The sequence below is a fragment of the Plantactinospora sp. WMMB334 genome, from assembly GCF_049179095.1.
In the GTDB taxonomy this organism is placed as follows: Bacteria; Actinomycetota; Actinomycetes; order Mycobacteriales; family Micromonosporaceae; genus Plantactinospora.
This window is the reverse complement of the sequence record NZ_JBMHME010000002.1, coordinates 2,755,312-2,769,426: the sequence shown is the minus strand read 5'-3', so window position 1 is coordinate 2,769,426 and position 14,115 is coordinate 2,755,312. Positions and strand designations below refer to the sequence as shown.

The window sequence follows — 14,115 nt, the reverse complement described above, 5'->3', positions numbered from 1 at the left end:
CATGACGCACGACTACCTGATCATCGGCGCCGGGCCGGCGGGACTGCAACTCGGCGCCCTGCTCGAACGCGACGGTCATGACTACGTCGTCCTGGAGGCCGGTACGGCGCCCGGCACCTTCTTCGGCAGCTACCCGCGACATCGCCAACTGATCTCCATCAACAAGGTCTACACCGGCTCGGAGGATCCGGAGTTCAACCTGCGGATGGACTGGAACTCGCTGCTCAGCGACGATCCGGGGCTGCTCTTCGGCCGGTACAGCCAGCGGTACTTCCCGGCCGCCGACGACCTGCTGCGCTACCTCGCCGACTTCGCCACCGCGACCGGGGTGCGGGTGCACTACCGGACCCGGGTGGTCCGGATCGGCCGCGACGGCGACGGCTTCCACGCCCTCGACGCCGACGGCCGCACCTGGCGGGGGCGCCGGCTGGTCGTGGCGACCGGCGTCTCCCAGATGTACGTGCCGGCGATCGACGGGATCGAGACCGCCGAACGCTACGACACGGTCAGCGTCGACCCGGCCGACTTCGTCAACCAACGCGTCATGATCATTGGAAAGGGCAACTCCGGCTTCGAGACCGCCGACGCGCTGATGGAGACCGCCGCCGTGGTGCACGTGGCCGGTCCCCGCTCGGTCCGGTTCGCCTGGCAGTCGCACTACGTCGGCCACCTGCGGGCGGTGAACAACAACTTCCTCGACACCTACCAGTTGAAGTCGCAGAACGCCGTGCTCGACGGCACGGTGGAGAGCATCAAGCGCCGGCCGGAGGGCGGCTACCTGGTCCGCTTCCGCTACGCCCGCACCGTCGAGGCGATCCGGGAGATCCGGTACGACCGGGTGATCGCCTGCACCGGATTCCGCTTCGACGCCAGCATCTTCGACGAGAGCTGCCGGCCACGGCTGGTGATCAACGACCGCTTCCCCGAGCAGAGTCCGGCCTACGAGTCGACCTCGGTCCCCGACCTCTACTTCGCCGGCACCCTCACCCAGCAGCGCGACTTCAAGAAGTCGACGAGCGGCTTCATCCACGGCTTCCGGTACGGGGTACGGGCGCTGCACCGCATCCTCAACTCCCGCTACCACGGCGCCGGCTGGCCGGCCACCGAACTGGAGGCGACCCCCGAGGCGATCACCGACGCGATCGTCACCCGGATCAACCGCTCCTCGGCGCTCTGGCAGCAGTTCGGGGTGCTCGGCGACGTGCTGGCGGTGCGCGGCGGCACCGCGTACCACCACGAGGAGGTTCCGGTGGCGTACCTCGCCGAGGGTGGGCTCGGCGGCGGCTCCGCACTGGCCGTCACCCTCGAGTACGGGGCGGACCACGACGCCGTCGACCCGTTCGACGTCTCGGTGCCCCGGGTGGCGGAGAACGACGCGCACGCCGCGCACCGGGCCACGTACCTGCACCCGGTCGTCCGGCACTACCGGGACGGGCAGGTGGTGGCCGTGCACCACATGGCGGAGAACCTGGAGAACGAGTGGAACCTGCCCACCGTCCACCAGCAGCCGCTGGCCGTCTTCGTCAAGGAGTGCCTCGCCGAGGGCGACGCCGCGCAGGGGCGTGCCGGTGACGACGGGAGCTGACCCGGGCTATCCGCAGGCCGTCCTCGACCTGCTCGGCAGCGGTCGCGACCGCCCGGTCTTCGAGCACGGTGCGCGCGTCGTCGGCGCCGACGAGCTCTCCGAGCTGATCGCCCGGATCGCCACCGGCCTCCGGGCGGCGGGGATCGGGCCCGGTGCCGGGCTGGCGGTGGTGCTCGGGGTGTCGCCGGAGGCGTTCGCCGCGATCGTCGCGGCGCAGGTGGTCGGCGCCCGGGTCGCCGGAGTCCGCCCCGGACTCACCCCCGACCAGCTCCGGCACCTGCTCGGGCACCGGATCACGGCGGTACTTGTCGACCCGTCGACCGCCACCCCGCAGCTGCGGTCCGCCGCCGCCGGCCTTCCGCTGCTCGGGATCGGCCCGGTCGACGGGGCACCCGACCTGACCGCCGCACGGGTCGGGGAGCTGCCGCCGGTCCCCGCCGGTCGGCCGGACGACGTCGCCCGGGTCATCTACACCAGCGGCAGCACCGGCAACCCGAAGGGCTGCCTCCAGACGTACGCGGCACTCGGCGCCGCCTGGGCCGCGTACCCGGACCGGTGGCCACCGGCGGTGCGCGACCTCGCCGCGAACCTCGACCGCTACCTGGTCTTCGGCTCGCTGAGCAGCCAGGTGATGCTGGAGTACGGCATCCTCACCCTGGCCGCCGGCGGCACCATGGTGGTCGCCGAGCCGCCCCGGGACGGTGCGCCGTTCTTCCCCGGCGCGCTGGTCCGGCACCGCGCCACCGCCAGCGTGATCACCGTGCCCCGGCTGGCGAAGCTGGTCGCCGCCCAGCGCGCCGCACCGGTCGACCTCGGCGCGCTGCGCGCCCTGCTGGTCTCCGGCTCACCGCTGCACCCGGCCCGGCTCGCCGAGGCGCTCGCCGTGCTCGGGCCGGTCGTCTACCACGGCTACGGCCAGACCGAGACCGGCATGATCTCCATGCTCACCCCGGCGGAGATGGCCGCCGCACCGGCCCGGCTCGGCTCGGTGGGCCGCCCGCCGGCCCAGGTCGAGGTGCAGGTCCGTGACGCCGACGGCCGGCCGGTGCCGGCCGGGGTCGAGGGGGAACTCTTCGTCCGCACGCCGGCCCAGGCGAGCGGCTACTGGGCCGACCCGACCGAGACCGCCGAGGTCTTCACCGACGGCTGGGTACGCACCCGCGACCTCGGCCGGCTCGACGCCGACGGCTACCTGCACCTGCTGGGGCGGGCCCGGGACGTCGTCATCGTCAACGCCGACCTCCAGTACGCCGGCCCGATCGAACGCGTCCTGGCCAGCTCCGACGACGTCGCCGAGGCGTACGTGGTGGCCGCGCCCGACGAGGAGACCGGCGAGGCGGTGCACGCCTTCGTCGTCCCCGCCCCGGGGAGACAGCCGGACCCGGAGGTGCTGCGGAAGCTGGTCCGGGAGCGGCTGGGCGGGTCCGGCACCCCCCGGGAGATCACCTTCATCGCCGAGGTGCCGGTCTCGGCCGCCGGCAAGCCCGACAAGCGACGCCTGTGCGCTGATCTACCGACGTATGCCAACTGACATCAGAAGTGCCGGGTAGCCGACAACAATTCGCCGAGATGAATGCTATTTATCGCGCCTTCTCGAAATCCTCAGATTCGGCTCAGAAACAATTACCGACCCCTCAGCAGTTCCTCATGTCTTCCCCAAGTGTCAATAGATTCGATCCTTGACGATGGATTTGCATTCGCGAGCGGAGGGCCCCACAAGGGGGCATCCACCGACCGGGTGGACGTCGGCCACGAGCCTGACCGCTTCCATCTTCAAGGAGATCTCATGCAGACAGCAACATCCGGACCCCGCGCCGCAGGGACCGAACACCGCTCCCGCCGACGGGGCCTGGCGGCCCTGATCGCCGCGGCCTTCGCCACTACGGTGATCGGTGTCGCCACCGCGGGCACCGCGCACGCCGGCATCGGGCCGGGCGAGTGTGGCGTCACCGCTACCTTCACCACCGAGGCCAACTGGGGCGGCACGTGGCACCGTGACGCCAATCTGCGGCTGGAGATCGACAACCGGCACACCGTGACCGGCCAGGGCGGCGCGGCCGCGGGCACCGAGGTGACCTGGACCGGCCCGAACGGCAACGGCGACATCGTCTTCGACACCGCCGACAGCTTCACCGGCACCGCCCAGTTCCCCGGCGAAGGCCCCGTCGGCTACCGCGGCACGCTGGTCTCCAGCGACCCGATGAGCTGCGACGAGGTCGCCGTCTTCGACTCCGATGTGGAGTGGGGCGGCACGTGGCACAACGACGCCCGGACGACGATGCTGATCGACAACCGGCGCACCGTCGTCGGCCCGGACGCCGTCGCGGCCGACACGGCGGTGACCTGGACCGGCCCGAACGGCAGCGGTGACATCGTCTTCGACACCGCCGGCAGCTTCACCGGCACCGCCCGGTTCCCCGGCGAAGGCCCCGTCGGCTACCGCGGCGCGGGGATGGAGGTCTGCGCCGTGGCCAACTACCGCACCGAGGCCAGGTGGGGCGGCGCGTGGCACGGTGACGCCGTCCTGAGCCTGATGATCGACAACCGGCGCACCGTCGTCGGCGCCGACGGTGTCGCCACGGGCACTGCGGTCGCCTGGACCGGCCCGAACGGCAACGGCGACATCGTCTTCGACACCACCGACAGCTTCACCGGCACCGCCCAGTTCCCCGGCGAGGGCCCCGTCGGCTACCGCGGTACCTTCGAGCGCTCCGAGGCCATCATCTGCGCAGACGCCGGCTACACCACCGAGGCCAGGTGGGGCGGCGCGTGGCACGGTGACGCCGTCCTGAGCCTGGTGATCGACAACCGGCGTTCGGTGGCCGGCTTCGACGGCGCGGCCGAGGGCACCGCGGTGACCTGGACCGGCCCGAACGGCAACGGCGACATCGTCTTCGACACCGCCGACAGCTTCACCGGCACCGCCCAGTTCCCCGGCGAAGGCCCCGTCGGCTACCGCGGCACCCTGAACTAGCCCGATCCACGACACCGGACGCCGACCCGACCCCGAGGTTCCATCGCCTCGGGGCCGGGTCGGTCGCTGCCCGGCCACCCGGTGATCGGCGAGCTGCTGTCGGCCTGAGACTCAGCGCTTCGACGCGGCGCGCCGTCGCAGCCACCTGGTCGTGCCCGCGGCAATTCCGAACGCGGCCAGGAGCAGTGCGACCTGCCACCGGAGCGGCGCTCCGAGAACGCCCGGGTACGACGTCACCGCCCACGGTCCGGGCTTCCCCGGATGGCCGGGGTGGCCGGGATGGCCGGGATGGCCGGGATGGCCGGGGTGGCCGGGATGGCCCGCGCCCGGCCGGTGGTCGTCCGCCGTGCGGAAGAAGGCCACCGTGTACCTGCGACTGATCTGGCCGTTCGGCGAGGTCACCATCAGCACACGCGTCCCGTCCCTCGCAGTCGAAGCCGACACCGTCGCACCGTGCTCGGTCGGCCGCGCGACAACGGTGGGCAGGCGCCGGTTCTTGGGCCAGTCGACCGAATACGTCCGCGTGCCTGCGTCGAACCCGTCCACGGCGATTCCGTCGACCATCAGCGACGAGGCGGTCGCCACGCTCGCCTTCGTGTCGTCGGGGTGGTTCGTGACGGTGACCGTGCGGTCGTCGTTCACCTCGACCCGCGCGGTCATCGCCCTCGCGAGGTTGATGCGCTGCCAACCGGGGTCGCCCGCAGCGGTCAGGTCGAGCGGATAGCCGGAGTCGAGCGCCGTCTGCTCCAGGACCTGCACCCGCTGCGCGTTCGTCAGGTCGGGGAACGCGGTCGTCAGCAGCGCGCCGGCCTCGTCGGGGATGGTCACCGGAACGCTCGGCTGCCCCACCCGCGGGAACCCGTATGACAGCCGCGCCGTGTACAGCGACTCTGCCCGGTCGGCGTCGAGCCCCCGGTACGGCTCCCCGGCGCAGGCGAGCAGGGAGTCGAAGCCCTCCTCGCGGCACGCCCCGAGCAACACGGACTCGATCTCGTGGTGCGTCTGCGTCAGCAGGTCCTTGAACGCGGGGTCCGCCCAGCGGTGCGCGACCGTGGCCTGCCCGGTCATCCGGGAGCCCATCACGTCGAGCGGGTAGTGGAACCCGAGCACGATCCGGTTGTCACCGTACTCCGAGGTCCGCGCGAGGATCTGCGGCGCGAGTTCCGGCAGGAGCGTGGCAAGGAAGGTCCCTGTGGTGTAGCCGCCGTAGGTGTGGCCGCTCGGGAACGACCCGTCGCCAATGAGCCCGCCGTAGGAGCCGTTGCTCGAGTCGCGGACCAGACCGCCCTCGCCGACGAGCCCCATGCGCACGTACGGACGCTTGTAGCCGTAGGTGGTCTTCGCCGCTCCGGTACCGTCGAGCCCCGACGTGATCCGGCCGAACATCGCGTCGGTCTTCGGCAGCTTGCCGTCGCTGCGAGCCTGCAGGTACAGGTCGCCCAGACGCGAGCCGAGCCCGTCCGCCATGGTCAGGTCCGCGCCGTGGTCCGCGTCGTTCTCGGCACGCTTGACCTGATCGCCCGATGCCGAACGGTTGATCTCCAGTGCCCTGGTGTCGTTGTACGCCGACACCGTGTCGAGGTCCGCGACCTTCTCGTTCGCGCCACGCACGTCGGCGCCGAGCTGCGTGAAGCCGCGCAGCAGGTGGATGAAGTACGGACTGCCGTCCGGCGTGGCCGGCCACGAGTCCGAGTCGTAGCGCGCCGACAACACCTCCGACGGGAACGGTCCGGGTGCCACCGCCGTCGACGCGCCGCCCGACGTCTCCGCCGCGGCAGCCACGGAAGCGGGCATGGCCGAGGTACCCACGGCGTTGATCGCCACCACCCGCGCCGTGTGGGAACCGCCGCCAGCTCCGGGGAACGCGACCTCGCGGGCACTGCCCGCGACGATCTGCGTGCGCTTCTGGTCGAGGGTCACGCGGTAGGCCAGGATCCTGGCGCCACCATCACCGTCCGGCGTCCACGAGACGCGGACATCCTTGCCAACGGCCGTCACGGCGGCGACCGTCGGTGCGCACGGCGCACCCGCGCCGACGTTGACGGGCTCGGTGAACGACGACCATGCGGATGCCCCGACCGCATTCACGGCGCGGACCCGGGCACGTGCCACGGTGCCGCGCTTGAGCCAGGTGAAGACGGCCGACGTCTGCCCGGCATCGTCGACGACGAGTTCGTGCCCGTCCCTGAGCGCGACCACGAACCCCTTCACGGGCGAGCCGCCGTCGTCCTCAGGGGCCGACCAGCGCACCGTGACGCTGCTCGCGTCACTCTCGATCGAGACGGCCGCCGGGGCCGCCGGGACCTCGTCCGACTTGACCTTCAGGCCGGAGAGTGCCCTGGTGAGCGCCGCCTCCGCGTCGCTCAACGCCGCATCACTCGCCCCGGCATCCGCGAGCCTGGCCTTGGCCGCGGTACGCGCGCCGGCCAGCGCCGCCCACGACGCGTCGGTGTACCGACGCATCGTGACCGAGTCGGCCCGCTCGACGGCGTTCTCGAGCGACAGCCGTGCCCGCGGGATCAGCTGACCGAACGCCAGTCGCAGGGCCCGCGCCTGGGCGTCGACCTCGGGCTGTGTCGCGGTCCCGGATCCGGCGACCGCGCGGGCCTTGTCGAGCTCACGCTCGAACACCCCGAAATCGATGCTTCCGTAGCGCGGCCTGTCACCGACGTACGTCGCCGCCTCGGTGATCGCGCCGTTGATCGCCGACTTGTCCACCGGCCCGTCGCCGCCCGGCGGATCCTCGCCCACCGGAGCCGTCGCGAACGTCAGATTGTCGATGTTCGCCACATACGGATGGTTGCCGTCGGGGGTGGTCCGCAGCCGCAGGAAGACCCGGTGTGATCCGGTCAGGCCAGCAGGCAGCGAGACCGTCGTGGTCCCCGCGTTCTGCCACGCCGAGCCCGTCACCGGAAGCGGGACGCTGACGTACGGGTCACCGGGCGAGGCCGGATCGAAGTGGTCGAGGTAGACGTCGATCGCCGAGTTCTGGCCGCACCGCGAGGAGTTGTTCACGTAGTGCACAGAAACCCGCTCGAGCGCCCTGGGCCCGAAGTCGATCGTGTCGTAGTCGAGCCACGCACCGTTGTAGGTGGCGCCCAGGTTCGTGACGTGCGTCCCGTCGTCCCAGGTGTTCTGCTCACTCTTGAGACCGTTGCCGCTGTTGCCGGCCCAGTTCTCGGCCTCGACCACCACGCTGCTCGGCGCGGGTGCGGCCGTCGTGAACGTCAGCGACGTCACGTTCGCGACGTACGGCTGCGCGTCGCTGTGGTCGGTGGAGCGGAACACCGCGACGACGTCCTGCACGCCCGCGAACACCGACGCGGGGACCCCCACCGTGACCGTGCCCTCGGTGCCCCAGCCGTCACCGGTGTAGGGGAGCTGGATGTCGATCATGCGCTCGTCCTCGGCCGCGCCGAGGTGCAGTTCGATGTGCGAGTCCGACGCCGCGCGGGAGCGCGGCTTGTCGTACGACACGGTGATGCTCGCCACGCCGTCCCCGCCGAGGTCGACGTCGCTCCACCGCGCCCACGCACCCTCGGTCACGTTCTCGAACAACCCGCGCGACAGGTTGAGCGGCAGCCGGCCGTTACCCGTCTGGGCGGTGTTCGTCGCGGTGAGCGGCGTGAGCGTGCCACCCGGGTTCTCGGGCTCCTCGCCGGGCGCGGTCGAGAGGAACTGGAACCAGTCGAAGTTCGACACCCAGTCCTGCTCTGCCGGGGCGTGGAAGACGAGCGTCACGTCGCGGGCCCGCAGGAGCGCCTGAGGATCGGTGATCTCCGCCTGGGCGGTGACGTAGTTGCCCCAGTTGCCGGTACCGGGCAGCGCCGCCCTGCCGACGATCGGACCGTCCTGCGTCCCGGCGTGCACCTCGACGGCGCTCGGTGCGCCGCTGGGCGGATACGTGCTGGAGTACCGGATCGTCAGCGTCTTCGGCGCGACACCGGCGAAGTCGAGGTTCCTGTACCGGATCCACGATCCGTCACGCACTCCCCCGAGGTTGCCGTTCGAGGAGTACGCCTCGTTCTTCAGGTCGCCGCCCGACCACTCGTCGGACTGCTCGGCCTCCAGCACGCGGTAGCCGCCCTGGTCGAGGGTGAGCGCGGCGATCACGCCGTTCAACGACTCCGCCGCGTTGCGCAGGGTCGACGTGGTCGACGAGTCGTCGGCGAGCGCTGTCTGGGCACGCGCGAGCGCTCCGCGGAACGCGTGGTAGGAGGCGAAGGAGTAGTTCCCCTGGCGCACGAGTACGCCCTCGTCGACGAGCTTCTGCAGCTTCGCCCGCTCCGCCGCGGCGACCGAGATCGACAGCGCACGCCGCGACGACAGGCCGTCGCCGGTCACCCGCGAGGCCGGGACGCGACCGGCGAACGCGGAGTCGGCGAAGGTGACGTGGAAGCGCGCGCCCGTGGTGGCCGAACCCGAGAGCACGACGCGGACCGTCGTCGCGTTGACGCCCACGACATCCCCCGACACGCCGGCCGGCAGGCCGTGGATCGCGGCCGCGCCTCTCCCGATGTAGCTCTTGCCGCGAGCGCCGCGGAACCTGGCGCCGCCGCCCAACGAGAGTTCGATCGCGCCGTTGACGCGACCATCGGCCCGAGCGGAGATCGTCATGGGCGAGGCGTGCACGGTGTAGCCGCTCGGGGTGCCGCCACCGTTGCCGTGCCCCGCGGTGCTCATCGAGTACGCCGGCTTGCTGTGCGCACCCCAGCCGGACGGCCTGGCGCCCATCCGCACGTCCAGCGAGCCGCCGTTGACGAGCGTGCGGTAGTCGAGCCAGGTGTTGCCGAATGCCGCACCGTTCAGCGAGGCCGACTGGATGTAGTACGAGTCGTCGGAGACGCCGCCGGCCGAGACGGTGAACGTGCGCCCGTCGGCGTACGAGATCGTCGCGCGGTCGAAGAACGGCGAGCCGATCTGGTACTGCGCCGAGCCGGCGGTCACCGGGAACAGGCCGATGGCCGCGGCGACGAACATCGTCGACATCGTGCCGGCATCGTTGTCCATGGTCGGCAAGAAGCCGCGCGGGTCGAGCTGGTAGACCTTGGTCTTGACCGGTGGGCGGAATTCGCCGCCACCACTCGGGTACTCGTCGGTGCTGCCCGTGGCGATGTAGCGGTTCCAGCTCTCCTTCGTGTAGATCGTGCGCACCCATTTCTGGGTCAGGCTCGGAAGCCCCACGTAGTTGAACAGGTAGGGCGCCTGCAGGTCGATCTCGTTCGCGTTCGAGTGCAGCATGCCGAGGCCGTTGTCGGGATCGTCCTCGCCCATGAAGTGCACGACCGCACGGCGCGCCGCCTCCGGGCCGCCCATCGCCGCGACGACGCCGTCCATGTCGTAGGCCGGATACCAGTTGTACTGCCAGAGCGTGCCCTGGTAGAGGTTTGCCGCCTCGAAGCGCGCGTGATCGACATCGCCCCAGTTGCCGGCCGCGTCGCGCGGGGTGAGCAGCCCGACCCTGGTGCCGTCGGCCGCCGTCCACGCGCCCGGCTTGTACAGGTTCGCGATCGGCAGCGCGGCCTGCGCCCGCAACTGCCTCGCGTCGTCGGCCCGGCCGAGCGCGTCGGCGACGATCGCCAGCGCCCACTGGTCGTATCCACGCTGCACCGAGTCGCCGGGGCGGTTCTCGATGTATCCCTGGCGGAGCTGGTTGCCGTTGTAGAAGCCGACGTAGCTCTTCAGCGCGGGATACGCCTGGTCGAGGCGGTCGAAGCCGGTGAAGCCCTTGGAGAGCGCATCGGCAACGATGACCGCCGAGCGCTCCCACCGTACGGTGGGCACGGAGTGGGTGAGCCCGCCGATGCCCTTGCCGGTGCTCTGCACGTCGGCGAAGAGGTAGATGAGCGACTGGATCATGTCGCGGTACATCTCGGGGTCGACGTATGCGAACACGGAGTACTTGCGGAAGTCGTCCCACGACGACCATGCGTCGTAGTAGGTGAAGGCGTCGACCTTGTGCACCACGCCGTCGACACCGCGGTACGTACCGGACGTGCTCGTCGCGTTCATCGGGAGCGCGAACATTCGGTACAGGTGGGTGTAGAACAGGCGGCGCAGGCTACCGTCGGAGTCGGCCTTTGCCGAGGCCGAGACATCGACGCGGCCGAGCCGCTTGTTCCAGACGGCCTTCGTTCCCGCCCGTACGTCGTCGAAGGAGAGGTCTCCCACCTCGGCGCCCTGGTCGATGCGCGCCTGGTCCGCACTGATCGGCGAGACCGTGATCCGCAGGCCGATCTCACCCGCGTCCTCCGGCGCGAAGGTGAGAATGGCACCGGTGTCGGTGCCGCGCCGGGATGCCGCGCCGCCGAACTCGCCCGATCCCCACGTCGTGAACGACACGACCGGCTGCTCGGTCTCGGCGTAGTAGTGCAGTGCGTAGGACGCTCCGTTGAAGCTCCCGCTGATGTCACCCGACAGCGCGACCCGGCCGTCACCGAGACGCTCGACGTCGACCGACGAGCCGGTACGGCTCGTGAAGTTGTGGTGCAGGTCGACGACGAGTTCGGGCCTGGCGCCGTCGGGGAAGGCGTAGCGGTGCAGTGCGGTACGGGTTGTCGCGGTCACCTCGGCGTTGATCGTGCCCGGGCCGTTGCGCACGGCAGTGTCATGGCCCGAGATCTCGCCCAGACGCACCTGGTAGTACCCGGGGGTCGCGGTCTCGTCGTCGTGCGTGAACGGATGCGAGTACGAACCGGTCGACGGCCGGGCCCCGTACTCGACCTCCGTCGGCACCACGAGGATGTCGCCGCCGCCGCCAGAGCCGCCGACTCCGTCAAGGTTCGTCTGCGTGAATCCGGCGATACGGGTCTGGTTGTAGTCGTAGCCCGTGTGGTTACGACCTGGCATGGTGAGGGGATTGACCTTCACGATGCCGTTCGGTGCCTGGGCGCCGGGCAGGTCGTTGCCGTCGTCACCCGCCGTCGAGACGAACGGATTGACGAATGATGTGTAGTCAACCGGTTTGGTCTTGTCCTCGGTCGGCTTGGCGGTAGCGGGCGTACCGACAACTCCGGTGGACGCCGCAGCTACCACTGCGGCGACCACGGTCACCACGGTGGTCCGCCACCGGTCGCGCCCGCGGTCGGCTGCACGTCCCCACGCCAGCACGGTTGAGATCCTGCCCCGAAGGCGCGATGAACTCGATGTCACTGAACAACTCCCCAATGCTCGGCGTGCCCGCCGAGTGCGACGTCCCGCGTAGCGACGCGGCCGGCAGTCTCCGTCCGCGCCACGGTGCCGTAGGTGGTAGGCCCGCTGGCCGTCAGGGTGACGCCATGGTTGACGGCACGATCTTGGTCGCCGAAGGTATCGCGCTGCCGAACAGGCACACAGCCGCACGTGAACACTGACGTAGAGGACGGCCGGCCGACCGGCCCGCAGTTTCACCTGGACCGGCTCACCACTCTGGACGCGGGGGCCAGGCTCGGGAAGTCCTCGATCTGCGACCTGATTCCGGTGGCGAGTAGGACGGCGGCGAGCGGGCCGGGGCGGCGGGCGACCTGCGCACGCTGACCGCGACCGGCGCGACAAGGTGCATCCGCCGAACGCTCACCTCGGCAACGGCGGGCGGGCTCGCGCTGCTCGGCGGGGGATCCTGGGCATCGGCGCCGCGTACACCGTCATCCTGGCCCGCTCGTCCCGTGACCAGTTCCACGAGCTGGTGCGCGTGCCGGTCGTGCCACAAACCAGCCCCCTGAAGCGATCGAGGTCAGGTGGTCGGCACGAACTGTCCGTGGTTCAGCTCCCGCAGAGCGCCCCGTAGCCTCTTCGCGGCCTCGTCGAGCGCCGCCTCGTCGGTCTCCGGCTTGATGTTCTTGAAGTCGAGATCGTCCATGTCCCAGATGGGGCTGACGTGCACGTGGCAGTGCGGGACCTCGAAACCCGCGATGGCCAGTCCTGAGCGCGGCGCGTCCCATCCCCGCTCGACTCCCCGCCCGATCACCTGAGCCACGTTCATCACTCTGCCCAGCAGATCAACGGGTAGATCCGTCCAGTTGTCGATCTCCTGGCGAGGCACGACCAGGGTGTGCCCCGGCCGCAGCGGTGCGATGCTCAGGAAACAGACCACCTCGTCGTCCTTCCAGACGAAGCGGCCCGGCAACTCGCCGGCGATGATTCGGGAAAAGACACTCGGCATCGTTCTCTCCTCTGCTGAGACGGACGAACAAAGACGGCCCCTGCGTCGCGGCGTGAACAGACACCATCAGCTTTCTACCGGCAGCTCGCTCCTACCGGACGTGACACCCAAGGAGCTGCTGTCGGCCCGCGACGGCGGCCGGACCGCCCTGCTGGTGACCGGGTGACGCAGAGCTGGAACGGGTCCCCGGGATCTCGTCGATCCCGGGGACCCGGATGGTCCTACCCGCCGGTCGGCGTTACTGCGCGCCGGTGGTGAGCGGGGCCAGCTTCGGGTCGTTGGCGTACGCCTCGACCACGTTCTTCTTGGTGACGATCAGCGGCTCCAGCAGGTTGGCCGGAACGACCTTCACGCCGTTGTCGTAGGACTCGGTGTCGTTGACCTTCGGGTCGTCACCGGCCTGCAGGGCCTTGACCATCTCGATGGTCTCCTTGACCAGGGCCCGGGTGTCCTTGTTGATGGTCGAGTACTGCTCGCCGGCCACGATCGACTTGACCGACTCCACCTCGGAGTCCTGCCCGGTGACCACCGGCAGCGGCTTGCCGGCGCCCTTGACCGAGGTCAGGATGGCCCGGGCCAGGGTGTCGTTCGGGGAGAGGACGCCGTCCAGCGTCTTGCCGGTGTAGGTGGAGGTGAGCAGCGAGTCCATCCGCCGCTGGGCGTTCTCGGCCTTCCAGCCGTCGGTGGCGGTCTGCTTGATGTCGGTCTGCCCCGAGCCGACCACCACGTTGCCGGCGTCGATCTCCTTCTGCAGCACGTCCATCGCGCCGTTGAAGAAGACGCCCGAGTTGTTGTCGTCCGGCGAGCCGGAGAAGAGCTCGATGGTGTACGGGCCGTTCGGCTTCTTCGCCTTCATGCCCTCCAGCAGCGCCTGGCCCTGGAGCTGGCCGACCTTGAAGTTGTCGTACGCCACGTAGTAGTCGACGTTCTCGGTGTTCTTGATCAGCCGGTCGTAGGCGATCACGGTCGCGCCGGCCGCCTTGGCGGCGTTGACCTGGGTGGTGAGCTGCGCGGCGTCGGTCGCGCCGATCACGATCACCTTGGCGCCCTTGGTGACCATGGCGGAGATCTGTGCCTGCTGGTCGGCGACGGTGCTGGTGGCACCGGCGTACTGCACGTCGGACTGGAACCCGGCCTCCTTGAGGCCGTTGGTGAACAGGTCACCGGCGAGCACCCAGTTCTCGGAGGTCTTCGCCGGCAGGGCCACGCCGATCAGCGAGTCGGCGGCGAAGCCCTTCTCGGCCCCGGCCTCCTCGCCGCCGCTGCCGGACCGCTCGGAGCAGGCCGTCAGGGCCAGCAGGGCGATGGCGCCGGCGGCGACACCCCTGGCTAGGAATTTTCGCATTGCAGGTTGCCCTTCTTCGCAAGGTGGTGGGGAGGCGGGGACGGAGGTCTTCCGCCCCCGCCGGTGGTGGC

The 14,115-nt window shown here is 70.4% G+C and carries 7 protein-coding genes; 4 read left to right on the top strand and 3 right to left on the bottom strand.

Translation table 11 applies throughout. The annotated features are described in order from the left end of the window. The first annotated feature begins 1 nt into the window (after position 1). From ACN27G_RS11795 to ACN27G_RS11785, 3 genes are all read left to right on the top strand, one after another. Entirely contained in the window at positions 2-1,585 is a 1,584-nt protein-coding gene (locus tag ACN27G_RS11795; RefSeq protein ID WP_421492837.1) for an NAD(P)-binding domain-containing protein, read from the top strand. Then, positions 1,569-3,116 carry a class I adenylate-forming enzyme family protein gene (locus tag ACN27G_RS11790; protein WP_421492836.1) on the top strand — a complete coding sequence of 516 codons (1,548 nt, stop codon included), beginning with the start codon at positions 1,569-1,571 and terminating at the stop codon, positions 3,114-3,116. The genes ACN27G_RS11795 and ACN27G_RS11790 overlap by 17 nt, the downstream gene beginning before the upstream one ends. Positions 3,117-3,371: 255 nt before the next feature. After that, positions 3,372-4,559: a hypothetical protein gene (locus ACN27G_RS11785; protein WP_421492835.1), complete on the top strand. Its 1,188-nt coding sequence runs from the start codon at positions 3,372-3,374 to the stop codon at positions 4,557-4,559. Between the two features lie 111 nt (positions 4,560-4,670). On the opposite strand, the gene ACN27G_RS11780 is transcribed toward ACN27G_RS11785, so the two are convergent. Continuing rightward, positions 4,671-11,606 carry a glycoside hydrolase domain-containing protein gene (locus ACN27G_RS11780; protein ID WP_421492834.1) on the bottom strand — a complete coding sequence of 2,312 codons (6,936 nt, stop codon included), beginning with the start codon at positions 11,604-11,606 and terminating at the stop codon, positions 4,671-4,673. 294 nt (positions 11,607-11,900) lie between these two features. Between ACN27G_RS11780 and ACN27G_RS11775 the strand changes: the two genes are divergently transcribed. Next, positions 11,901-12,074 carry a hypothetical protein gene (locus ACN27G_RS11775; RefSeq protein WP_421492833.1) on the top strand — a complete coding sequence of 58 codons (174 nt, stop codon included), beginning with the start codon at positions 11,901-11,903 and terminating at the stop codon, positions 12,072-12,074. Between the two features lie 196 nt (positions 12,075-12,270). Here the strand turns inward: ACN27G_RS11775 and ACN27G_RS11770 are convergent, their stop codons facing one another. Further along, positions 12,271-12,699 (bottom strand): HIT family protein, encoded by a 429-nt coding sequence (locus tag ACN27G_RS11770; protein WP_421492832.1) that lies wholly within the window; start codon positions 12,697-12,699, stop codon positions 12,271-12,273. A gap of 238 nt (positions 12,700-12,937) precedes the next feature. Next, positions 12,938-14,044 carry a substrate-binding domain-containing protein gene (locus ACN27G_RS11765; RefSeq protein WP_421492831.1) on the bottom strand — a complete coding sequence of 369 codons (1,107 nt, stop codon included), beginning with the start codon at positions 14,042-14,044 and terminating at the stop codon, positions 12,938-12,940. Between the last annotated feature and the right edge of the window lie 71 nt (positions 14,045-14,115).